The 21483-nt window shown below is 71.0% G+C and carries 20 protein-coding genes; 9 read left to right on the top strand and 11 right to left on the bottom strand.

Going from position 1 to position 21483, the window contains the following annotated elements:
- Positions 1-22 precede the first annotated feature (22 nt).
- Both QSK34_RS06240 and QSK34_RS06235 read right to left on the bottom strand, forming a co-directional pair.
- Positions 23-829 carry a YxiH-YxzG fusion protein gene (locus tag QSK34_RS06240; RefSeq protein WP_285580901.1) on the bottom strand — a complete coding sequence of 269 codons (807 nt, stop codon included), beginning with the start codon at positions 827-829 and terminating at the stop codon, positions 23-25.
- A 98-nt stretch (positions 830-927) separates the two neighbouring features.
- Positions 928-2139, bottom strand: coding sequence for an acyl-CoA dehydrogenase family protein (locus tag QSK34_RS06235; RefSeq protein ID WP_285580900.1), 1212 nt, complete (start codon positions 2137-2139; stop codon positions 928-930).
- 135 nt (positions 2140-2274) lie between these two features.
- Here QSK34_RS06235 and QSK34_RS06230 point away from each other — a divergent pair, with 135 nt between their 5' ends.
- Together QSK34_RS06230 and QSK34_RS06225 are read left to right on the top strand one after the other, a co-directional pair.
- Positions 2275-4824, top strand: coding sequence for a pectate lyase-like domain-containing protein (locus QSK34_RS06230; RefSeq protein ID WP_285580899.1), 2550 nt, complete (start codon positions 2275-2277; stop codon positions 4822-4824).
- Positions 4825-4961: 137 nt separating this feature from the next.
- Positions 4962-5981, top strand: a complete 1020-nt coding sequence (locus QSK34_RS06225) for an ion channel (protein WP_285580897.1) — start codon at positions 4962-4964, stop codon at positions 5979-5981.
- Here the strand turns inward: QSK34_RS06225 and QSK34_RS06220 are convergent.
- From QSK34_RS06220 to QSK34_RS06210, 3 genes are read right to left on the bottom strand one after another with little or no spacing between them, the layout of a single operon-like run.
- Entirely contained in the window at positions 5953-6552 is a 600-nt protein-coding gene (locus tag QSK34_RS06220; RefSeq protein WP_285580894.1) for a Uma2 family endonuclease, read from the bottom strand. The genes QSK34_RS06225 and QSK34_RS06220 overlap by 29 nt on opposite strands.
- 4 nt (positions 6553-6556) lie before the next feature.
- A complete protein-coding gene (locus QSK34_RS06215) occupies positions 6557-7471 on the bottom strand; it encodes a glucosyl-3-phosphoglycerate synthase (RefSeq protein ID WP_285580893.1) in 915 nt (304 codons plus the stop codon).
- A gap of 55 nt (positions 7472-7526) precedes the next feature.
- Positions 7527-8996, bottom strand: coding sequence for a helix-turn-helix domain-containing protein (locus QSK34_RS06210; protein WP_235965786.1), 1470 nt, complete (start codon positions 8994-8996; stop codon positions 7527-7529).
- 249 nt (positions 8997-9245) lie between these two features.
- On the opposite strand from QSK34_RS06210, the gene aceA reads away from it, so the two are divergent.
- Both aceA and QSK34_RS06200 read left to right on the top strand, forming a co-directional pair.
- Positions 9246-10529 carry an isocitrate lyase gene (aceA, locus tag QSK34_RS06205; protein ID WP_161478650.1) on the top strand — a complete coding sequence of 428 codons (1284 nt, stop codon included), beginning with the start codon at positions 9246-9248 and terminating at the stop codon, positions 10527-10529.
- A gap of 92 nt (positions 10530-10621) precedes the next feature.
- Positions 10622-11356, top strand: a complete 735-nt coding sequence (locus QSK34_RS06200; RefSeq protein WP_285580888.1) for a trypsin-like peptidase domain-containing protein — start codon at positions 10622-10624, stop codon at positions 11354-11356.
- A 2-nt stretch (positions 11357-11358) separates the two neighbouring features.
- Here QSK34_RS06200 and QSK34_RS06195 read toward each other — a convergent pair whose 3' ends face one another.
- Positions 11359-12885, bottom strand: a complete 1527-nt coding sequence (locus tag QSK34_RS06195; protein WP_285580885.1) for a serine/threonine-protein kinase — start codon at positions 12883-12885, stop codon at positions 11359-11361.
- A 161-nt stretch (positions 12886-13046) separates the two neighbouring features.
- Complete coding sequence (locus QSK34_RS06190) at positions 13047-14051, bottom strand: alpha/beta hydrolase (RefSeq protein ID WP_285580883.1); 1005 nt, start codon at positions 14049-14051, stop codon at positions 13047-13049.
- Positions 14052-14168: 117 nt separating this feature from the next.
- Between QSK34_RS06190 and QSK34_RS06185 the strand changes: the two genes are divergently transcribed.
- From QSK34_RS06185 to QSK34_RS06175, 3 genes are read left to right on the top strand one after another with little or no spacing between them, the layout of a single operon-like run.
- The gene (locus QSK34_RS06185; protein ID WP_161478145.1) at positions 14169-14951 is read left to right on the top strand and encodes an ABC transporter permease; all 783 of its coding nucleotides are present in this window, start codon (positions 14169-14171) and stop codon (positions 14949-14951) included.
- Complete coding sequence (locus tag QSK34_RS06180; protein WP_285580879.1) at positions 14944-15723, top strand: ABC transporter permease; 780 nt, start codon at positions 14944-14946, stop codon at positions 15721-15723. Before QSK34_RS06185 ends, QSK34_RS06180 begins: the two co-directional genes overlap by 8 nt.
- Positions 15723-16526, top strand: coding sequence for an ABC transporter ATP-binding protein (locus QSK34_RS06175; RefSeq protein WP_285580877.1), 804 nt, complete (start codon positions 15723-15725; stop codon positions 16524-16526). Before QSK34_RS06180 ends, QSK34_RS06175 begins: the two co-directional genes overlap by 1 nt.
- Here QSK34_RS06175 and QSK34_RS06170 read toward each other — a convergent pair.
- Positions 16453-16926 carry a hypothetical protein gene (locus QSK34_RS06170; protein WP_161478148.1) on the bottom strand — a complete coding sequence of 158 codons (474 nt, stop codon included), beginning with the start codon at positions 16924-16926 and terminating at the stop codon, positions 16453-16455. The genes QSK34_RS06175 and QSK34_RS06170 overlap by 74 nt on opposite strands.
- Before the next feature lie 135 nt (positions 16927-17061).
- Here QSK34_RS06170 and QSK34_RS06165 point away from each other — a divergent pair, with 135 nt between their 5' ends.
- Together QSK34_RS06165 and QSK34_RS06160 are read left to right on the top strand one after the other, a co-directional pair.
- Positions 17062-17637 (top strand): MFS transporter, encoded by a 576-nt coding sequence (locus QSK34_RS06165; protein ID WP_285580875.1) that lies wholly within the window; start codon positions 17062-17064, stop codon positions 17635-17637.
- Between the two features lie 44 nt (positions 17638-17681).
- Positions 17682-18413: a YcnI family copper-binding membrane protein gene (locus QSK34_RS06160; protein WP_285580873.1), complete on the top strand. Its 732-nt coding sequence runs from the start codon at positions 17682-17684 to the stop codon at positions 18411-18413.
- On the opposite strand, the gene QSK34_RS06155 is transcribed toward QSK34_RS06160, so the two are convergent.
- Genes QSK34_RS06155 through QSK34_RS06145 form a run of 3 tightly spaced genes read right to left on the bottom strand, consistent with a single transcriptional unit; the run spans position 18410 to position 21406 of the window.
- Positions 18410-19456, bottom strand: coding sequence for a DUF2705 family protein (locus tag QSK34_RS06155; protein ID WP_285580870.1), 1047 nt, complete (start codon positions 19454-19456; stop codon positions 18410-18412). The genes QSK34_RS06160 and QSK34_RS06155 overlap by 4 nt on opposite strands.
- On the bottom strand, positions 19443-20366 hold the full coding sequence (locus tag QSK34_RS06150) for an ABC transporter ATP-binding protein (RefSeq protein ID WP_285580869.1): 924 nt from the start codon (positions 20364-20366) through the stop codon (positions 19443-19445). Before QSK34_RS06150 ends, QSK34_RS06155 begins: the two co-directional genes overlap by 14 nt.
- Positions 20363-21406 (bottom strand): LolA family protein, encoded by a 1044-nt coding sequence (locus QSK34_RS06145; protein WP_285580867.1) that lies wholly within the window; start codon positions 21404-21406, stop codon positions 20363-20365. Before QSK34_RS06145 ends, QSK34_RS06150 begins: the two co-directional genes overlap by 4 nt.
- Positions 21407-21483 lie beyond the last annotated feature (77 nt).

Raw genomic sequence — 21483 nt, 5'->3', positions numbered from 1 at the left:
CGGATGTCCGGATTCGACTGCTTCAGGTCGCGCTCCACTTGAACCAGTCCGTGCCCACGACGACGTGCAACTCGTCACCCCGGCCGAGTATGGTCGCCGTCCGGGGGACACGTCGTCCGCCGGGCATCGCCAGCCGGGCCGGGTGCCGCGCCGTGAAGCCCGGACGGTCGAGGATCACCACCCGGTCCCGGTCGTTCCCGTATCCGCCGACGAGGGCGATCCGCCGATCGGCGACGACGAGCGCGCGGGCGCCGCCGACCTGCGTCGGCCAGCCGGTGATCACGCCGTCGCGCACCCGGACGACGGGGAAGTCGGTGTAGTAGTAGGCCCAGGCGTCCGGCCCGGTCACGTTGAGCGCGTAGCAGTCGGAGATCGCGCCGAGGTCGCCGTCGTACGGATATCGCCAGGCCACGTCGAGTTCGGCGGTGAAACGGACCAGCCCCGCCGAGCCGACCGGCTCCGGGCCGTCCGGCTCGCCCCATCCGTGGTTCCCGTAGACGCCCTCGTCGAAGTAGCCCACCCAGACGTCCCCCTCGGAGGTCGTCTGCACGTCGGCGATCCCGTCGCCCAGGACGCCCCGGCGAAGGCGGCGGCCGTCGGCGTCGTAGATCGCGGCGTTCCGTTCGGCCACGCCGTCACGCCGACGGCACCGCGCGGCCACCAGCAGCACGCCTCCATCGGGCATCGGCTGGAGGTGCGGAAACGCGAGCGACCACCCGTCGACGGGTACCGTCGCCGTCAGGTGGGGGGTGTAGGCGGCGATCCGCATGGAGACGGGCCCGGCGGTCCGGCCGTGCAGCACGTCGGCGTCCCCCCGCGACGTCCACATGACGAGCAATTCTCCTCCGGGACCGGCCGCTGCCGTCACCGGCACCGTTCCTTCGGCCGGAGGGGTCAGCTCCGCGTGGTGACGGAGGCGCAGCTCTTTCATTGGACGTGCAGGCCGGTGACCGCCCTGCCGATGATCAGCCGCTGGATCTCCGACGTGCCCTCGAAGATGGTGAAGATCTTCGCGTCGCGGTGGAACCGCTCCACCGGGTGGTCGCGTGTGTAACCCGCCCCGCCCAGCACCTGGATCGCCTGCTCGGTCACCCACACCGCCGTCTCCCCCGCCACCAGCTTCGACATCGACCCCTCGGCCTGGGTGAACCCGGCCCCCTGCCGCCCCATCCAGGCCGCCTTCCACGTCAGCAGGCGGGCCACCTCGATCCGGGTCGCCATGTCGGCGAGCAGGAACGCCACCGCCTGGTTCTCCCCGATGGCCCGGCCGAACTGCCGCCGCTCCCGGGCGTAGTCGCGGGCGTACTCGAAGGCGGCCCGCGCGATCCCGACGGCCATCGAGGCCACGACGGGCCGGGTGGCCTCGAAGGTCCGCAACGCGGCCTGGCCGCCCGACCGCTGTCCCGACCGGGCCCGCGCCAGGCGTTCCTCCATCTTCTCCACCCCGCCCAGCAGGCAGGACGCGGGCAGCACCACGTCGTCCAGGACCACCTCGGCGGTGTGGGAGGCCCGGATGCCGTGCTTGCGGAACTTCTGGCCCTGGGAGAAGCCGGGGGTGCCGGGCGGGACGACGAACGTCACCTGCCCGCGGGCCCCCAGCGACGGGTCGACGGTCGCCACGACGATGTGGACGGCGGCGATGCCCCCGTTCGACACCCAGGTCTTGGTCCCGTTCAGGCGGAAGTCGCCGTTCGGCAACCGGGTGGCATGCGTCCGGATGGCGCCCACGTCGGAGCCCGCGTCCGGCTCCGAGGCGCAGAACGCGCCCACGGCCACGTCGTCAGGGGTGCCGAACATGACCGGCAACCACGTTCCCACCTGTTCGTCGGTCCCGTTGGCCGACAACGCGGCGGCGGCGAGGCCGGTCGCGGTCAGTGACAGGCCGATCCCGGCATCACCCCAGAACAGCTCCTCGAAGGCGACCGGCAACCCCAGGCCACTGCTCTCGAACCACTGGGTGGCGAAGAAATCCATCGAATAGAGGCCGATCTTGGCCGCCTCCTGGAGCACCGGCCACGGGGTCTCCTCCCGGTCGTCCCACAGGGCCCCGGCAGGGCGGACGACGTCGCGGGCGAACGCGTGCACCCACTCGCGGACCTCGCGGACATCATCTGGCAATTCAGGATTGAAGGTCGTCACCGCCACAGGCTACCCCTTGACGTTCATGTTCCCGTTAAGTTAAATCAAGGATCGAAATAAGGCATTGAGAAAGACCCTTCACACCCCCCTTCACTGTGGAGAACACGCATGAGAGGTCTGTCCAGGCTTGCCGCCTTGGGCACCGCGTCGGCCGTCGTGGCCGCCGCGCTGATCGCCTTACCGGCGAGTCCCGCCTTCGCCGACGTCCTGCTGTCGCAGGGCAAGACGGCGACGTCATCCTCCGTCGAAGGCGGCGGCACGCCCGCCTCGGCGGCCGTCGACGGCAACACCGGCACCCGCTGGTCGAGCCTCTACACCAACGACCAGTGGCTCCAGGTCGACCTCGGGTCGGCCCAGGCGATCAACAAGGTGACCCTCCTCTGGGAGGGCGCCTACGGGAGCGCGTACAAGATCCAGGGCTCGACCAACGGCACCTCCTGGACGGACCTGCAGAGCGTCACCGGAGGTGACGGAGGCACCGACACCCTGACTGTGAGCGGTACCTATCGGTATGTCCGGATGCAGGGCGTGACCCGGGCGACCGGGTGGGGCTACTCGCTCTGGGAGTTCCAGGTCTTCGGGCCGGACGGCACCCCCGGCGGCACCTGCGGCACCACCAACGCGGCGCTGAACAAGCCCGCCACCGCCTCCTCGCTCCAGGGCGCCGGCTTCCCGGCCTCCGCCGCGTTCGACGGTGCCACCGGAACGCGCTGGTCGAGCGCCGCGAGCGACCCGCAGTGGGTGCAGGTGGACCTCGGTTCCGCCGTCGACATCTGCAAGATCGACCTGCGCTGGGAGGCCGCCTACGCCTCCGCGTTCCAGCTCCAGTCGTCGACCAACGGCACGACCTGGACGACCCTCAAGTCGGTGACCGGCGCGACCGGCGGCGTGCAGTCGCACACGGTGACCGGCAACGGCCGGTACATCCGCATGTACGGCACCGCCCGGGGCACCGCCTACGGCTACTCACTCTGGGAGATGGCGGTCTACACCGGAACGACGCCGACCGACCCGGGTGACCCGGGCGGCCCGATCACGGGCGGCGGCGACCTCGGCCCCAACGTCCACGTCTACGACCCCTCGACGCCCGCGGCGACCATCCAGAGCCAGCTCGACTCGGTCTTCGCCCAGCAGGAGTCGGCCCAGTTCGGCACCGGCCGCCACGCCTTCATGTTCAAGCCGGGCACCTACAACGTGACCGCCAACGTCGGCTTCTACACCTCGATCTACGGTCTGGGCCAGAACCCCGGCGACGTCACGATCAACGGTCAGGTCAAGGTGGACGCCGGCTGGTTCAACGGCAACGCCACGCAGAACTTCTGGCGCTCCACCGAGAACCTGTCGGTCCAGCCGACCGGCGGCACCAACCAGTGGGCCGTCTCCCAGGCCGCGCCGTTCCGCCGCATGTGGATCAAGGGCAACCTGAACCTCGCGCCGACCGGCTACGGCTGGGCGTCGGGCGGCTACATCGCCGACTCGCGCGTCGACGGGACCGTCGGCCCGTACTCGCAGCAGCAGTGGTACACCCGTGACTCCACGATCGGCGGCTGGCTGAACGGCGTGTGGAACATGGTGTTCTCGGGCGTCAACGGCGCCCCGGCCAACGGCTTCCCCGAGCCCGTCTACACCACGCTGCAGAACACCCCGCTCTCGCGGGAGAAGCCGTACCTGTACGTCGACGGCTCCGGCGCCTACCGCGTCTTCGTGCCCTCGCTCCGCACCAACGCGCGCGGCCAGAGCTGGGCGAACGGCGCCACCCCCGGCACCTCGCTCCCGCTGTCGCAGTTCTACGTCGCCAAGCCCGGCGACTCGGCCGCCCGCATCAACGCGGCGCTCGCCCAGGGCCTGCACCTGCTGCTGACCCCGGGCATCTACCGCACCAGCGCCCCGATCAACATCGACCGGGCCAACACCGTCGTCCTGGGCCTGGGCCTGGCGACGATCATCCCCGAGAACGCGTCCGTGGCGATGAAGGTCGCCGACGTGGACGGCGTCCGCCTCGCGGGCTTCCTGATCGACGCCGGACCGCAGAAGTCGCCTGTGCTCATCGAGGTCGGGCCGCCCGGCTCCTCGGCCGACCACAGCGCCAACCCCACCACCCTGTCGGACGTGTTCGTCCGCATCGGCGGCGCCTTCGCCGGCAACGCCGAGGTCAGCGTCATCGTCAACAGCGACGACGTGATCATCGACCACACCTGGCTCTGGCGCGGCGACCACGGCGAGGGCATCGGCTGGAACGTCAACACGGCCGAGACCGGCCTGATCGTGAACGGTGACGACGTCCTGGCCACCGGCCTGTTCGTCGAGCACTACCGCAAGTACGACGTCGAGTGGTACGGCGAGCGCGGCCGGACGATCTTCTTCCAGAACGAGAAGGCCTACGACCCGCCGAACCAGGCCGCCTACATGAACGGCTCGGTCAAGGGCTGGGCCGCCTACAAGGTGGGCGACAACGTCCAGGTCCACGAGGGCTGGGGCATGGGCGCCTACTGCTACTTCAACGTCGACCCGACCATCCAGGTCGACCGGGTCTTCGAAGTGCCGATCAGGCCCACGGTGAAGTTCCACAGCCTGCTGGCGGTCTCGCTGGGCGGCAACGGGATCATCAACCACGTGATCAACACGACGGGCGGACCCGCCCAGGGCACGGCGACCATCCCCGCCAAGGTGGTCTCCTACCCGTAACCACCACGAACTGGGCCGTGGGTCTCCCGGGCGCCGCCGGGAGGCTCACGGCTCCTCCATGTTCGGTGAGTCCAATTTGTAATGACCTATTCCGGCTTGTCGCCTATAAGGTGACCCGCACCGGAATGGGGATTAAGATGCCGATCTTCCTCGCGCGGCTGCTGGCCCGGATCAGCACCTGGTGGACTCCCGTGCTCGTGCTGGCCGTGGTGTTCGCGACCAGCTGGCCCCTGATGACGCTGGCCGAACCGGGCGCCGACATCACCTCGCCGGGCAACTTCTGGTGGTGGTTCGTGGTGACGTCCTCGACCGTGGGCTACGGCGACCTGTTCCCCAGGTCGCCGGCGGGCCACCTCGTGGGCGTGTACGTGATCGTCGGCGGCATCGCCGCGCTGACGACGCTGTTCACCCGCCTCGCCACCCGGATCGAACGGACGAGGGGACGCCGCATGCACGGCTCGATCACGGTGCGCCTGTCCGGGCACATCGTGCTGCTGGGTTACAGCCCGGGGCGCACCGAGACGATGGTGGACGAACTGTCCGCCGACGGCACGAAGGTGGTCGTCTGCGCCTGGGACGAGGTGCAGAGCCATCCCATGCCCGAGAAGGACGTCGAATTTGTCCGGGGTGACCTGGCCGATGAGAAGACGCTGGTCAGAGCGGGTGTCGACAGAGCGCACAGCGTGCTGGTCGACGCCCGCGACGACAACGAGGCCCTCGCCGTCGCGCTGACCGCCGACCACGTGATCACCACCGCGCATCTGGTGGTGGCGCTGCGCGATCTCGCGCGGGTCAGGCAGGTCCGGTACGTCGGCGAGAAGGTCCGCTGCGTGCAGTGGCACACCCCGCACATGATCACCGAGGAGCTGAAGGACCCCGGGATCAGTGAGATCTACGCCCAGCTCATGACCCACGGCGGCGCCGACACCTATTCGGTCCCGCTCACGGTCGGGCCGGTGACGGTCGAGCACTGCCAGACGGTGCTGGGCCGCCACCACGGCGCGACCCTGCTGGCCGCCCGCGACGGCGCGGCGCTGCTGGTCAACCCTCCGTGGCAGACCGAACTGAGCGCGGGAACGGTCCTCTACTACATGGGCTCGGCCCGGCTCGACGCCGCCCGGCTCGCCGTCAGTCTTGGAGCTCCGGCCAGTCGATGATCATCGGGATCGGCATGCCGATCTCGGGCGCGCCGCCCGCGTCGCGCATGAGCGTGCCGATGTGCTTGTACGTCATGGTCGCCTGGTCGAGGTGGTAACGCTCGACGGCGGAGGCGCCCGACCGGTCGAGCCGGACGATCCAGTAGTACAGGATCCCGGCCCGCCCGTATTCGCTGGGTTTGCCGCACGTGTCGGTGGTCTCGGTCCCGGCCTCGACGATCTCCACGGCCAGCACGACGTCGTCGGGGCGCAGCACATGCTCGTCGTCGAGGCACCGGAAGAGCACCACGTCGGGCCGCCGCACGTGCAGCGGCACGTCCCGGAGCCGGACGTCGGCCGCGTTCGCGACGGTCAGGCAGCCGTAGCCCCGGGCCATCGCCTCGCGGGCGTGCTTCTCCAGCAGATCGGCGAGCCGCCGGGCCACGGTCTGGTGCCGGCGGCCGTTGGCCGGGCGGTGCACCACATAACCGTCGACGACCTCGATCAGCAGGTCGTCGGGCAGCAGCGCGTACTCCTCCACCGTCAGCGGGTGGGGCTGGGAACTGAGCGTGCGGAACCAGTCGTCTGGCACCGTCTCAGGATAGAACGCCCGCCATGGGAGGTCTCTGGGCGACGGAGACATCGTGTTCGACCGGTTCGTGGCCCAGCGCGGACCGCCGGAACTGGGTGAGCCGCAGCTGGCCGCTGCCGAGCGGCACCCCGGTCAGCCGCGACCAGGCGGTCTGCATGATCTGCGCGGCCATCCCGCCGAGCGCCTCGGTCGACTGGTGGGAGTGGACCCGGCGGCCGAGGTCGACCTGCGCCAGCGCGTCGAGGCCGCACAGGCCGAGCAGGTCGATCAGCAGGCCCAGCTCCACGCCGTAGCCGGTCACGAAGGGCACCCGCTCCAGGGCGGTCCGGCGGCCGGCGTACTCGCCCGAGAGCGGCTGGACGAACCCGGCCAGCTCGGGCCAGTGCAGGTTGATCAGGGGACGGGCGACCAGCTCGGTCACCCGGCCGCCGCCGGTCTGCTCGGCGCCGAACGGGCGGTCGTAGCAGCCCTTCACGTACGCCACCGTGGGGTCGGTCAGCAGCGGCCCCAGCAGCCCCGTGACGAACGAGGTCTCGAACTCGCGCAGATCGGAGTCGATGAAGACCAGCAGGTCACCGGAGGTGACGGCGAGCGACTTCCACAGGGCCTCGCCCTTGCCGTCGAGCGGCTTGAGGTCGGGCAGGATCTCGTCCTGGGCGATCACGGTCGCGCCCGCCTTGAGGGCCACCGCCGCGGTGTCGTCGGTCGAGCGGGAGTCGATCACCACCAGCTCGTCGACCAGGCCGGGGAGATCGCGCCGGATGGCCGCGACGATCTCGCCGACGGTCTCGCGCTCGTTGCGGGCCGGGAGGACGACGCTGATGGTCGTGGTCCCCTTCGCGTCGAGCAGCGCCGGGAGGGGCCAGTCGGACGCCGACGACGATCGCCTGCCCGACCACGCCAGCACCTCAGGCAGCACGCCCCCACTCCCCCCTGAACGTCACGCACACACCTTATGGGGTGGCGTGACCGTTCTAATCTGCGGCGTGGCGTTCGAGGAACGCGTACACGTCGGCCTCGTCGACGCCGGGGAACGAACCGGGCGGCAGCGCGGCCAGCACGTGGGAGTTCGCACGGGCCGAGGGGAAGGCGTACCCCTCCCAGCGCTGGGCCAGCTCGGCCGGCGGGCGGCGGCAGCACTCGCCGTTGGGGCAGTTCGACTTGGTGCGCCGGGTGGTCTCGCGGCCCCGGAACCACCGCGACTCGCGGAACGGCACGCCGAGCGTGATCGCGAAGTCCTTCTCGTGGGACGGGTCGACGTGGGCGACGCAGAAGTGGGTGCCGGTGGGGCCGTCGCTGTACTGGTGGTAGACCGAGTAGCGGTCGGGCGACCGGAACACCTGGCGGCCCGACCACTGCTGGCAGAGCCGCTGCCCCTCGATCGCGCCCTGCTCGTCGGCGGGGAAGATGATGCCGTCGTTCTCGTACGCCTTGTAGATGATGCCCCCGGCGTCGTTGCGCACGAAGTGGCAGACCAGGTCGAGGTGGTGCGTGGCCAGGTTCGTGAAGCGGTGGGCGGCCATCTCGTAGGAGACGGCGAACACGTCGCGCAGGTCCTCGACGGAGAGCGCGCGGTCGCGCTTGGCCTCCAGCAGGTAGGGGGCGGCGGCGGCCTCGGGGACCAGCACGGCCGCGGCGAAGTAGTTGGCCTCGACGCGCTGGCGGAGGAAGTCGGCGAAGTCGCGGGGTTTGTGGTGGCCCAGGGCGATGTGGCCGATGGTCTGGAGCAGGATCGTGCGCGGGGTGTGCATGCCGAGCTGCTCGCGCTTGAGGTAGATCCGGTGGTTGCGCAGGTCGGTCACCGAGCGGGCCGAACGCGGCAGGTCGGGGGCGGTGTGCACGGTGAAGCCGTAGTGGGCGACCAGGGCCTGGATCGTGCTCTGCGACAGGGCGCCGGTGCGGTAGCCGACCGACAGCAGGGCCTCGGCGGCGGCGCTCTCGATCTCCTGGAAGTAGTTCCCGGCCTCCTTCTGCTTCTGCCGCAGCTCGGCGTTGGCGGCACGCGCCTCCTCGGGGGTGGCGGTGCCCTTGGCCTGGCGGGCCTTCAATTCGTCGTACAGCCCGAGAAGGTGTTCCAGCACGTCGTTGGGGACCCGCGCGGACACCTTCAGCTTCCCCAGGCCGAGGGAGGTGTAGAGGGGGTCGCGCTGGGCCTCCTCCAGGGCGATCTCCAGCTGGGCGCGGCGGTTGGGGGCCTGCCGGCGCAGCAGTTCCTCCACCGGGACGCCGAGCGCGGCGGCGAGCGCCTTCAGCAGCGAGAGCTTGGGCTCGCGTTTGCCGTTCTCCAGCAGGGAGAGCTGGCTGGGCGCCCGGCCGACCCGTTCGCCGAGGTCGGAGAGGGTGAGGCCGCGCTGCCTGCGCAGGTGTTTGAGGCGCTGCCCGAACGCGAGCAGGTCGATCTCCTGCGTCAAAGACAACGGTTCTTCGCCGAGCACGGAGGGCATCTCCTCAGAATAGGCGAAATTTCGCGACATCTTCCAGATGCAGTGACCCAGCTCACATCGATTGGTCTAGTCCTTATAGGAAATTCGATGTTTCTTCTCACCGCAACACGGGAACGAATTTCCTCCTCGCGAATATTTTGCCATATTTCTAGACATCTCACCTTGTTTGGTCTCTTGACATCAACACAAACTCGGAAACAAGCACCCCAGGTGACGACCCAACGCAACAAGGGAGTGACCGAGAAGATGATGTCGGAACGCCTCAGGTCAGCCGCTGCCGAGCTGCGTCATGACTGGGACACCAACCCCCGGTGGTCCAGCATCGACCGCACCTACACCCCGGAAGACGTGATCAGGCTGCGCGGGTCCGTCCAGGAGCAGTACACCCTGGCCCGCCTCGGCGCCAAGCGGCTGTGGGACCTCCTGCACACCGAGGACTACGTCAACGCCCTGGGCGCCCTCACCGGCAACCAGGCCGTCCAGCAGGTGAAGGCCGGTCTCAAGGCCATCTACCTGTCCGGCTGGCAGGTCGCGGCCGACGCCAACCTCGGCGGCCACACCTACCCCGACCAGAGCCTCTACCCGGCCAACTCGGTGCCCGCCGTGGTCCGGCGCGTCAACAACGCGCTGCTGCGGGCCGACCAGATCACCTGGGCCGAGGGCGTCGAGGACGCGCCCCACTGGCTGGCGCCCATCGTCGCCGACGCCGAGGCCGGGTTCGGCGGGGTGCTCAACGCCTTCGAACTCATGAAGGGCATGATCGCGGCCGGCGCGGCGGGCGTGCACTGGGAGGACCAGCTCGCGTCCGAGAAGAAGTGCGGCCACCTCGGCGGGAAGGTCCTCATCCCGACCTCCCAGCACGTCAAGACCCTCAACGCGGCCCGCCTCGCGGCCGACGTCTGCGGCGTCTCCACCCTGGTCATCGCGCGGACCGACGCCCAGGCCGCGACCCTCCTGACCAGCGACGTCGACCCGATCGACCGCCAGTTCTGCACCGGCGACCGCTCCGCCGAGGGCTTCTACCGGGTCCGCAACGGGATCGAGCCGTGCATCGCGCGGGGGCTGGCCTACGCGCCGTACAGCGACCTGTTGTGGATGGAGACCGGCACGCCCGACCTGGACGTCGCCCGCCGGTTCGCCGAGGCGATCAAGGACCGCTACCCCGACCAGATGCTCGCCTACAACTGCTCGCCGTCGTTCAACTGGCGCAAGCACCTGGACGACTCCTCGATCGCCAAGTTCCAGCGCGAGCTCGGCCACATGGGGTACAAGTTCCAGTTCATCACCCTGGCCGGGTTCCACTCGCTCAACTACTCGATGTTCGACCTGGCCCGGGGCTACGCCGAAGAGGGCATGACGGCCTACGTGGGGCTCCAGGAGGCGGAGTTCGCGGCCGAGAAGCGCGGCTACACCGCGACCAGGCACCAGCGCGAGGTCGGCACCGGCTACTTCGACCTGGTCAGCACCGCCATCTCACCCGACTCCTCGACGACCGCCTACCGGGGCTCCACCGAGGAGGACCAGTTCCACTAGAAGCCCGGCCCCGCCGCCGCGACGCCGCAGGTCACCCTCGAAGGATCTGACGTATCAGCGGCGGCGGGGCCGTTCCCAGTAGGCTCCGGCGAATGATCGGGAAGTTACTCGGCCTCGCCGCCCTCATCGCCGTGGCGGCCTGCGGCCAGGAGGTCCCGCCGACCACGCGGGCGGTGCCCACCCCCGCGGCCCCGGCGGAGTCGGTGTCGGTACCGCCCGAGGTCGCGCCGCATCGGCCGAACGTGGTCAGGGTCACCGTGCCCACGCCCTCCTGCGCCAAAGACAGGGCCCAGGGCACCGGGTTCGCCTATTCACCCGACCGGGTCCTCACCACCGCACACGTCGTGGCGGGCGCCGACGGCCCGATCACGGTGACCGGAGCCGACGGCCGACGCCACCAGGGCGACGTCGTCGTCTTCGACCCCAAACGGGACGTCGCCGTGCTGCGGGTGCCGGGGCTGGACGCGGACTTCCTGAGCTTCGACTCGGCCGACCCCGGGGAACGGGCCACGTTCGCGGCCTACTCGAAGGACGGGGAGTTCACCGTGCGGTCGGGCCGGACCGGAACGCCCCAGACCGCCGTCGGCAACGACATCTACAACGAGCACATCGTGGAGCGCCAGGTCTTCCTCGTCCACGCCGCCGTCGACCCGGCCATGTCGGGAGCGCCGCTGTTCGGGCCGGACGGGGACGTCGTCGGCATGGTCTTCGCGAGCAACCTCGACGATTCCGTCAGCGGCTGGGTGATCAGCACCGGAGAGATCGCCCACCCCGGCCGGAAAGGCCTGAAAGCCACCGCCGCCGTGTCCGCGCGGAAGTGCGTCTGAGATCACCCGCCGGGAGACGGAGACGGCGACGGACTCGGCGAGGGTGACGGGGAGGGCGACGGAGACGGTGACGGGGAGGGCTGAGGCGACTCCTCGTCGCCCCACTGCGGCTCCGTCGTGATCCCGCCCGTCGGGACCGGGCGGGTCGGCGTCGGGTTGCCCGTCGGCCCCGGGTTGTCCGGCGGTCCCTGGGTCCAGGTCGCCCCGCCGGGGGGCGGCGACGGGACCGAGGTGTTCCACGGGTCCTCGCCCTGCGGCCACGACGGGGTGATCGTGCGGGTCGCGGTCACGGTGACCTCCGCGCCCTCCTCGCCGATCGGCGGCACCTCGCCCGCCACCGGCGGCCGGGACGTGCCGAGCACCTCCGGAGAGGCCGCCGCCTCGTTGGGCAGCACGACCATCGGCACCGCCGGCGGCGGCTCGGCGGTCTGCACGCCGCCCGCCGGGGAGCTGGTGGCCGCCACGACCGTGATCGCCGCGATGGTGACCGTGGCCAGGGCGGCGTATCCGGCGTGCTGGGTGGCCGAGCCGGTCCGGCGGCGGCGTCCCCGGGCGGCGGTCTCGGGCGCGGGCTTGGCGAGGGCCTTCACCTCGCCGCCGCGCGGATAGGGCACCGGCTGCCAGATCTCCTCCATGACCTCCGCCACGGCCACCCGCAGGTCGGGCGGCAGGCCCACGCCCCCGGCGGCCAGCAGGGCCGACAGCAGCTCGGCGGCGTCGGGGCGCTCGGCGGGCTCCTTGCGCAGGGCGGCGTTCACGGTGTCCCAGAGCAGCTTGGGCACGGCCGCGATCCGGGGCTCCTCCAGCAGGATGCGGCGCATCACGACCTCGGGCTCGCCCGCCCCGAACGGGTGGTAGCCGGTCGAGGCGAAGGCGACCAGGCAGCCCCAGGAGAAGACGTCGGAGGCGGGGATCGCCGGGCCGCCGGTCAGCCGCTCGGGGGCGACCCAGCCGGGGCTGCCCATGATCTGCCCGGCCTGGGTGTGGGCGGCCAGGGTGTCGAGGTCGCGGGCGATGCCGAAGTCGATCACGAACGGGCCGCTCGGCGACAGCAGCACGTTGCCGGGCTTCAGGTCCCGGTGGACCAGCCCGGCGTCGTGGGTGGCCACCAGGGCGGCGGCCGTGCCGAGGGCGACGCCGTAGGCGAGGTCGGGGGTCAGCGGGCCGCGTGCGGCCACGACCTGCGACAGGCCGGGACCGGCGATGTACTCGGTGACCAGGTAGGGGCGGTCGCGGTCGTGGCCGTCCTCGATCACGGCGGCGGTGCAGAAGGGCACCACGCGGCGGGAGAACTCGATCTCCTCGGTGAACCGGGCGCGCAGCGTCGGGTCGGACAGGTGCATCGGGTGGGGGGTCTTCAACGCCACCAGGCCGCCCTGCGGATGCTCCGCGAGGTAGACCACGCCCATGCCGCCGGTGCCCAGGCGGCCGAGCAGCAGATATCGGCCAATGATGACCGGGTCTCCCACGGTGAGTGGCCGCACGCCGGGCGGCATGCCGTTCTGGGGGCCCGTTCCGCCTCGTGCCATCCGGAAGTTACCTCTCCGATCCAAAGAAGTACGCAAGGCACACTGTGGCCGGATGGAACGGTCCGCGCCCGCTACTAGGCAGAAGCGGCATAACGGGTTAGGTCACTACGACCTGGGGGTAACAAACGCCTGGTCACACGGGTATCACGAGCCCCATGCCTCTAGGCCGCGACCTCGCCGTCGGCCGCCTTGGCCGCCGCCTCGACCGCCTCGACGAACTCGCCCATGTGGGGGAAGACGAGCCGGGCCTCGGGGAGCAGGTCGGCCATGAGCGCGAAGACGTGGGGCATCTTCCGCCATTCTTCATACCGCACCGGAACGCCGTCCGCACGCGCCCGTTCGGCGACCCGGTGGGCCTCCTCCCGGAGCACCTCGGTGGTGCTGGTGACGATCATCAGCGGCGGCAGGCCCGTGTAGTCGCCGAAGACCGGGGAGACGAGGGGGTCGCGGTTGTCCAGGCCCTCGGTCCAGCGGCGGGCCATCCACTCGACCCGCCCGGCGGGGAGCAGCGGGTCGGCCCAGCGGTTGGCGGTCTTGCGCTCGTCGCTGAGGTCGGCCCAGGGAGACAGACAAATGGCCGCCGCCGGAAGCGGCAGCCCGTTGTCCCTCAGGGAGAGCAGCATGGCGAGGGCCAGATGTCCCCCGGCTGAATCACCTGCCAGCACGATGCCGTCGGGGGCGAAACCGCGGTCGAGCAGGGCCCGGTAGGCGTCGAGGGCGTCGGCGAGCGACTCGGCCAGCTTGTGCTGGGGTCCCTGCCGGTAGTCGAGCGCCAGCACCGGCCGCCGCGTCACGGCCGACAGCCGCCACGTGATCGGCCGGTGCGTCACTGGAGAACAGATGAAATAGCCGCCCCCGTGGAGGTAGAGGACGACCTTGCTCTCATCGAGCTCCTGGAGATCGGAGTCGGGGTCGCCGGACCCGCGTACCCACTCCCCCGAGCAGGCGCCGAACGACTCCTGTTCGATCGAGACGGTCGCCGGGACCAGTCCGGGCAGGCGCCCGCCCAGCTCGATGATCCGGTTGGCGACCACCAGGCTGGTGGTCGTACGGAGAAGGACGGCCGATATGGGCTTCATCGTGCCCCGCAACAGCGAGTTGGCCGCTATGGCCTGCCAGCTCAAAGGGTGCTCCGGGCGAACGTCCACGTCGATGTCAGCGTTCATGCGGATCCCTCCTTGTCCGATTCGTTCCCTTATGCCTAGTTAGGTAACCCTGGATGTTACACAGGGGTTACGCAGATCGGCAGGGGTGAATTACCGGGTTACGATCCTCGGCGGGAGGTGGCCGACTTCGTCCTCTACCTACGCCTGTTCCAGTACGGCTTCCGCCGCCACAGCACCTACCTCGCCGCGGCGCTGGCCGGAGCCTTCACCAACACGGTTTTCGGCGTTTTGCGGGCCTATGTCCTGATCGCCTTGTGGGAGGCCCGGCCCGGCCTCGCCGGATACACCCTCACCGAGGCGGTGACCTTCTGCTTCCTCACCCAGGGCTTCATCGGGCCCATGCAGGTGTTCGGCAGGGGCCTGTCGTTCGGTGACCGCATCCGGTCGGGCGACATCGCGTTCGACCTGGTCAGACCCGCTCCCCTGCTGCTCTGGAGCCTGTCGGAGGACCTCGGCAGGGCCGCCTACCTCACCCTCGCCCGCAGCCTGCCGCCCTCGATCGCCGGGGCGGTCATGTTCACCATGATCGGGCCGGTCTCCCCCTGGTTCGCCGTGTCGTTCGTGCTGGGGGTCGTGGTCAGCTTCGGCTGGCGCTACCTCGTCACGCTGACGGCCTGCTGGACCACCGACGACCGGGGCGTGCACACCCTCTCATCCCTGCTGACCTTCTTCTTCAGCGGGATGGTGCTCCCGCTCGGGCTGTTCCCGGGCTGGTTGCGCACGGTCGCGGAGGCCTCGCCGTTCGCGGCGATGGTGCAGGTGCCCGCCGACGTGTGGCTCGGCGCCGAACCCGCCTGGAGCGCCCTGGGATTCCAGCTTTTCTGGGTGGTCGCCCTGCTCGGCCTCGGCGCGCTGGCGACCTCGGCGGCCCGGCGCAAGGTGGTGGTGCAGGGTGGGTGACTACCTCCTGCTGGCCTGGACGTGGGCCCGCGCCTCCGCGCAGTACCGCACCTCGTTCGCCGTCTCGATCCTCAGCTCGTTCGCGATCAACGCCCTCGACGCCGTCGCCATCGGCATCGTCTTCACCCACGTCACCACCCTGGGCGGGTTCTCGCTCCGCGAGGTCATGTTCCTGTACGGCACCGGCGGCGTCTCCTTCGCCGTCGCCGACATGCTCTTCGGCAACGTCGAGCGCCTCAGCCAGCACATCAGGGCCGGCACCTTCGACACGATGCTCATCCGGCCGGTCTCCCCCTTTGTCCAGATGGCCGCCGACGGCTTCGGCGCCCACCGGATCGGGCGGCTGGCCCAGGCGGTGATCGTGCTCGGCCTGTCGCTGCCGGTCGTGCCGTGGTCACGGGCCTGGATGGTGCCGGTCATGATCGTCTGCGGCGTGGTGATCTTCACGGCGGTGTTCACACTCGGGGCGGCGCTCCAGTTCGTCCTGGTCGACGCCCCCGAGCTCGCCAACGCCTTCACCTACGGCGGGGTCACGCTGACGCAGTATCCCCTGTCGGTCTACGGCGACCAGCTCGTGCGCGGGGTGACCTACATCGTGCCGCTGGCCTTCGTGAACTGGCAGCCGGCCCTCTACGTGCTCGGGCGGCCCGACCCCTTCGGGCTGCCCGGCTGGCTGCGCTTCGCCGCACCGCTCGCCGCCCTGCTGCTGTCAGCCGTGGCCGCCCTCGCCTGGCGGGCGGGCATCCGCCGCTACCGATCGACGGGGAACTGATGATCGAGACGATGTCACTGGGCCGCGACTTCAAGGTGCGCGGGGCGGTCGTCCCGGCCGTACACGACCTGACCTTCGGGGTGGCGGCCGGCGAGTTCGTCGGCTGCCTGGGCCCGAACGGCGCCGGGAAGTCCACGACGATCAAGATGCTGACCGGCATCCTGACCCCCACACGCGGCCGGGCGCTGGTGGCCGGGCTCGACCCGGCCCGGCAGCGCAAGGCGCTGGCGCGGCGGATCGGGGTGGTCTTCGGGCAGCGGACGACGTTGTGGTGGGACCTGCCGCTGCGCGACAGTTTTGAGCTGGTCCGGCTCCTTTACAAAGTAGATCGTGACCAGTTCAAGAAGCGGCTGGCCGAGCTGACCGAGGTGCTGGAGCTGGGCCCGTTCCTGAAGACGCCGGTCCGGCAACTGAGCCTGGGCCAGCGGATGCGCGGCGACATCACCGCCGCGCTGCTGCACGACCCCGAGGTGCTGGTGCTCGACGAGCCCACGATCGGGCTCGACGTGGTCGCCAAGGCCGAGGTCCGGTCGTTCCTGGCCCGGCTGAACGCCGACCGCGGCACGACGGTGCTGCTGACCACCCACGACCTGGGCGACGTCGAGCGGCTCTGCCGGCGGGTGCTCCTGATCGACCACGGACGGCTGGCCTTCGACGGGAGCGTGGCCGAACTGCGGGCGCTGGTGCCGGGCCAGGAGTCGATCGAGGACGTCGTGGCGCACCTCTACCTCAGTAGTACTCGGGCTGCTCCTCGTACTCCTCGTCGTACTCCCGATGCGGACCCGCCCACCGTGACGGCATGAGCACCGGCACGAACAGGGCGATGCCCACCAGGCCGTAGACGCCCGACGACAACAGCGCGAGCATGCCCTGCCCGGCCTCGGCGATCTCCTTCTGGACGGTGGCGCCGACGGGGGCCAGGCTCGTGGCGCGGGAGACGTCGATGGCGTACACGACCGTCCAGGCCAGCAGCACCATCGACGGCACGAACGTGGCGATCGGCGAGATCCGCCCCGCGATCACCAGCCCGAGGAGGAGTCCGACGGCGGCCATGACGCCCAGCGCGATGAGCATGCGGTTGTCGCGGATGGGGTCGACGTCTCCGACGGACCCTCGCAGCGACTCCCGCGAGGCCCAGCCCCCTCCGAACAGCAGAGCGGCGGCGACGACGATCCCGACGAGCAGCCCGATGAAGTGCCGCATGTCACCCACCTCGAAAACGTTCTTGGTCCGGCGCGGCCACATTAGCGACAAAAACCGAAATATCGCACTGCTCCTGACGGGATCGCTTCAGACGTGGGGTGACATCCGGTCGAAGCGTGAGAAGATGTGCGCGCCATGCCGAAGAGCCCCCCGTCCGCAGGCCTCGCCTTGAGGTTCGCCCGGTCCGTCTCGTTCGCCGCCGTCTGCGTCGTCCTCGCCGCGCTCGGCCACCAGGCCGCCGGAGGCGACGGGCCCACCGTCGGGGCGCTCGCCGTCGCGATGCTCGGGGCCTTCGGGGCCGCGTTCGCGCTCGCGGGCCGGGAGCGGTCCCCCGGTGTCATCGCCGGGGTGCAGGTCGCGGCGCAGGTCGTGCTCCACGAGCTGTTCACCGAGGGGCAGACCGCGCGGGTGCTGATCGGCCCGCTGACCGATCCCGGTCACGACCACGGCGGGTTCGGGGTCTCGGTCGGCATGGTGCTCGCCCACCTGACCGCCTCGCTGGTCACCGCCTGGTGGCTCGCCCGGGGCGAGGCCGCCCTGTGGGCGGTGCTGCGCCGCCTCGGCGTCGGCGCCTGGCGGGTGCTCAGGACGCCGCCGGTCCCGGCGCTGCCGCGTCAGGTGCGGGTCCGCGCCGCGTTCGTCCTGCCCGCTCCGGCACGCCCCCTCCGGCACGCCGTCGTCAGAAGAGGTCCTCCACTGGCCGGGTGCTGACCCGTCCCCTTTTTCCCTTCTGTACGACCAGTGGAGTCTTCGCCATGTCCATCATCCGCCGCGCCCTGACCGTCACCGCGACCGCCACCGCCCTCACCCTCGGCTTCGCCCTCCCGGCGCTGGCCCACGTCACCGTCCAGCCCGGCTCGGTCGAGCAGGGCAGCTTCAGCAAGGTCGCCTTCCGCGTCCCCAACGAGCGCGACGACGCCTCGACCACCAAGATCGAGGTCACCTTCCCGGTCGACCACCCGCTGCCGTTCGTGTCGGTCAAGCCGGTCCCCGGCTGGAAGGCCGAGGTCACCGAGGGCAAGCTGCCCACCCCGGTCCAGTCGCAGTACGGCGAGATCACCGAAGCCGTCACGAAGATCACCTGGTCGGGCGGCGAGGTGAAGCGGGGCGAGTTCCAGGAGTTCGAGGTCTCCCTCGGCGGCCTGCCGACCACGACCGACCACCTCTACTTCCCGACGAAGCAGACCTACAGCAGCGGCGAGGTCGTCGACTGGAAGGACGAGCCGAAGACCGACGGCGGCGAGGCCGAGCACCCCGTCCCGACCCTGAAGCTCACCCCGCCCACTGGTGACGACCACCACGGCGCCGCCGCCTCGGCCGCCCCGAGCGCCGCCCCGGCTGTGGCCGCCACCCCGGTGGCCGCCGACACCCACGACTCGGCCTCCACCGACGGCACCGCCCGCCTCATCGGCGGCATCGGCATCGTGGTGGGCATCGCGGGCGTGGGCGTCGCCATCGCGGCCCTGCGCCGCAGGCCGACCGCCTAAGCCGTGACGTCCCGCGACGTGAACCGCGCCCACGCGACCGAGCCGAAGATCGCGATGTACGCGGCGAACGCCAGCACCCCCTGACCCATGTCACCCGTGGCCAGCGGTTCGCGGAGCGCTCCGTCGAACCGCTGGAACCACGAGGTGAGCAGGTAGGGCGAGACCGCGTCGAGTTGCGGGATCACCGTGAGGATCTGGCTGACCAGCACCAGCACGACCGTGGTGACGACCGCCCCGATCGAGGTGTCGGTGAACACCGACACGGCCAGCGCGAGCGTGCCGAGGGCGATCATGCCGAGCGTGACGTAGAGCGCGATCAGGCCGATCCGCAGCAGCCCCTCGACGAGCGGCACGGTCGTGCCGGACAGCAGCGTGACCGGCCCGACCGGGAACAACACCAGCCCGGTGACCAGCGCCGCGACCAGGATGACCAGGCACGTCACCAGCGCGAACACGGCCATCCCGGCGAACTTCACGCCCAGCAGCCGGGTCCGTCCGGCGGGGGCGGTGAGCAGGTACCGCAGCGTGCCGAGCCCGGCCTCCCCCGCGACGGCGTCGCCGGCCACGACCGCGACGACCAGCGGCAGGATCAGCGGCACCATGAACGAGAACGCGACGAACCCGAGCGCGAGCCCGTTCCCGGCCACCTGCGTCAGCAGCGCCTCCCCGTCGCCGCCGAAGATCCGGATGGCGACCCCGCAGAGCACGGGCACGACCGCGACGACGGCGAGCATCGCGACGGTCCTCGGCCGCCGGAAGATCAGCCCGACCTCCGACCGGAAGAGCCGGAACGTCGACCGCACCGTCGACTGCCTCGGCAGCGCCGCGAACGGCGAACCGGCCGGGTGGCCGCCGAACCGGTGCGGGGCCTCCGCGGACACGACGACACCGGCGCCGCGCCCGTCACGAGAGGCCTCGGCCCGCGCGTCCGCGGGCTCCGGCCGCGGGCCGGCCTGGGCCGCGGCTCGGACGCCCTGCTCCCCGCCGGGGGAAGGCGCCGCCGTCTCCTCGCGCGGCGCCGCCGTTCGCTCATGAGCCGACATCGAAGCCCTCCCCTGTCAGCCCGACGAAGACGTCCTCCAGGCTGGGCCTGATCACCTGGAAGCCGCGGATCGACACCCCCGCCTTGAACAGCAGGTCGCTGACGTGTTCGGGAGCCGTGTGGCCGATCTCCGCGCCGACCCGGCCGGCGGCCGGGGTCACGTCGCGCAGGCCGAGGTCGGTCAGCACCCGCGTCGCGGCCGTCACGTCGGCCGTCTCGACCTCGACGCGGGCGGGCGCGCCCGACCCGAGGCCGTCCAGCGGGCCCTGGGCGACCAGCTTGCCGGTTCTCATCACGCCGACGTGGGTGCACATCTGCTCGACCTCGGCCAGCAGGTGGGAGGAGACGAAGACCGTGGTCCCGTCGGCGGCGACGTCCTTGATCAGGTTGCGGACCTCGCGGGTGCCCTGGGGGTCGAGGCCGTTGGTGGGCTCGTCCAGAACCAGCAGGTCGCGGCGGCTCAGGAGGGTGCTCGCGATGGCCAGGCGCTGGCGCATGCCGAGTGAGTAGGCCTTGTAGCGTTTCCCGGCCGCCGCCGTCAGGCCGACGCGGTCGAGGGCCTCCGCCGTCCGCCGCCGGGCCGAGGTCGGGTCGGCCGCCGGGTTGGCGGCGTCCAGCCGCAGCAGGTTGGCCTCGCCGGACAACCACGGGTAGAAGGCGGGGCCCTCCACCAGCGCGCCCACCCTCGTCAGGGCCGCGCGGGCGGGGTCGCCGAACAGGGTGCTGGTGCCGGCGGTCGGGGTGATCAGGCCGAGCAGCATGCGGATCGTGGTGGTCTTGCCCGATCCGTTGGGGCCCAGGAAGCCGTACACGGAACCGCCCGGGACGGCCAGGCCGACGCCGTCGACGGCGACCTGGCCTCCCGGGAAGCGCTTCGTCAGGCCCCGCGTGGCGATCGCGGGAGCGTTCATCCGGCGGCCTTCTCCAGGGTCTCGGGGGTGACCGCGCCGACCAGGAGGCGGCCGTCGTCGGTGAGGAGGGCCGAGACCAGCTTGGTGGTGATCACCCTGCCGCCCTCGACGGGCCTGGCCGAGGCCAGGATCGGGTTGTCCTTGAGCTCGGCCGCGTCGAAGGGCAGCGTCACGACGGAGGTCCAGCCGTTCCCGGTGACCGCGAGGTCGCCGGCGGGCATCTGCGGGTGCTGCCGGGTCAGCGCGGGCAGGTCGCCCTCGGTCACCTTCGCGCCGGGCGGCGGGGTGAAGGTGAAGTTCTCGGGTGCCGGCTCGGCGAAGGTGATCGAGTCGAAGCCGACCTCGAAGGCCGGTTCGGCCGCGCCCTTGGCGAAGACCTGGACCCGCAGGGGCACCAGCGTCTCGCCGTCGATCGCCAGCCGCACGTCGCGGACCAGGGACTCGGCCGCCTTCGGCGCGAGCACCAGCTCGTACGCCGCCCTCCCAGCCACCGTCGCGTCGTTCCCCACGCTGACCGCCGTGTCGGTCTCGGCCATCGCCAGCGCCTGGCGGGCGGCGTCGGGCGGGGTCACGGCCGTGGGGAGGGGCGCGGGGGCCGGGGCCTCCGCCGGCAGCTTGATCTTCGTGGCGGTGTTGGCGGCGCTGTCCCACCACCACGCCTGACCCTTGTTGAAGATCACGTTCTGCTCGCTCATGGCGCCGGGGATCGCGAGGCGGAAGCGGTCGGCGGAGCCGTACCAGACCTTGAGCTCGTGGGAGCCCGACAGCAGCGCGAGCGGGCTGGTGCCGACCGGCGCGGCGGGGAGGCCGGGGATGCCGAGCGAGGCGGTCTCGACGATCGTGCCCGACATCGGCGGCAGCGTGCCGGGGCCGCTCCACTTTGCGCTGACCTCGCCGATCAGCTGCTCGGCGGTCAGCTCGGGCAGCTGCGGTTCCCCCTGGACCGCCGCGATGACGGGGCCCGCTCCGATGGCGCCCGCCACCACCAGGACGGCGGCGGCCGGGACCCCCCACCTCACGGCGCGTGCTCTCGTGGACATGTCATGCACTCCAATCTGACGGACGTGCCCCCACCATGCGCGCCCGGCCCTGTGGCGAGGCTGAGACGTGCTGAGAC

The sequence above is a fragment of the Herbidospora sp. NBRC 101105 genome (assembly GCF_030269205.1).
Taxonomy (GTDB): domain Bacteria; phylum Actinomycetota; class Actinomycetes; order Streptosporangiales; family Streptosporangiaceae; genus Herbidospora; species Herbidospora solisilvae.
Note: the sequence above shows the minus strand (reverse complement) of the source record. Positions and strands in the feature narration are given on the sequence as shown.

What these genes read in the sequence shown, in the direction of transcription:
- QSK34_RS06240 (WP_285580901.1), bottom strand. Translation starts at nt 829, where the DNA reads ATGTGGACGTCGCGGGGGGACGCCGACGTGCTGCACGGCCGGACCGCC.
- QSK34_RS06225 (WP_285580897.1), top strand. Translation starts at nt 4,962, where the DNA reads ATGCCGATCTTCCTCGCGCGGCTGCTGGCCCGGATCAGCACCTGGTGG.
- QSK34_RS06210 (WP_235965786.1), bottom strand. Translation starts at nt 8,996, where the DNA reads ATGCCCTCCGTGCTCGGCGAAGAACCGTTGTCTTTGACGCAGGAGATC.
- aceA (WP_161478650.1), top strand. Translation starts at nt 9,246, where the DNA reads ATGTCGGAACGCCTCAGGTCAGCCGCTGCCGAGCTGCGTCATGACTGG.
- QSK34_RS06200 (WP_285580888.1), top strand. Translation starts at nt 10,622, where the DNA reads ATGATCGGGAAGTTACTCGGCCTCGCCGCCCTCATCGCCGTGGCGGCC.
- QSK34_RS06195 (WP_285580885.1), bottom strand. Translation starts at nt 12,885, where the DNA reads ATGGCACGAGGCGGAACGGGCCCCCAGAACGGCATGCCGCCCGGCGTG.
- QSK34_RS06190 (WP_285580883.1), bottom strand. Translation starts at nt 14,051, where the DNA reads ATGAACGCTGACATCGACGTGGACGTTCGCCCGGAGCACCCTTTGAGC.
- QSK34_RS06175 (WP_285580877.1), top strand. Translation starts at nt 15,723, where the DNA reads ATGATCGAGACGATGTCACTGGGCCGCGACTTCAAGGTGCGCGGGGCG.
- QSK34_RS06170 (WP_161478148.1), bottom strand. Translation starts at nt 16,926, where the DNA reads ATGCGGCACTTCATCGGGCTGCTCGTCGGGATCGTCGTCGCCGCCGCT.
- QSK34_RS06165 (WP_285580875.1), top strand. Translation starts at nt 17,062, where the DNA reads ATGCCGAAGAGCCCCCCGTCCGCAGGCCTCGCCTTGAGGTTCGCCCGG.
- QSK34_RS06160 (WP_285580873.1), top strand. Translation starts at nt 17,682, where the DNA reads ATGTCCATCATCCGCCGCGCCCTGACCGTCACCGCGACCGCCACCGCC.
- QSK34_RS06155 (WP_285580870.1), bottom strand. Translation starts at nt 19,456, where the DNA reads ATGTCGGCTCATGAGCGAACGGCGGCGCCGCGCGAGGAGACGGCGGCG.
- QSK34_RS06150 (WP_285580869.1), bottom strand. Translation starts at nt 20,366, where the DNA reads ATGAACGCTCCCGCGATCGCCACGCGGGGCCTGACGAAGCGCTTCCCG.
- QSK34_RS06145 (WP_285580867.1), bottom strand. Translation starts at nt 21,406, where the DNA reads ATGTCCACGAGAGCACGCGCCGTGAGGTGGGGGGTCCCGGCCGCCGCC.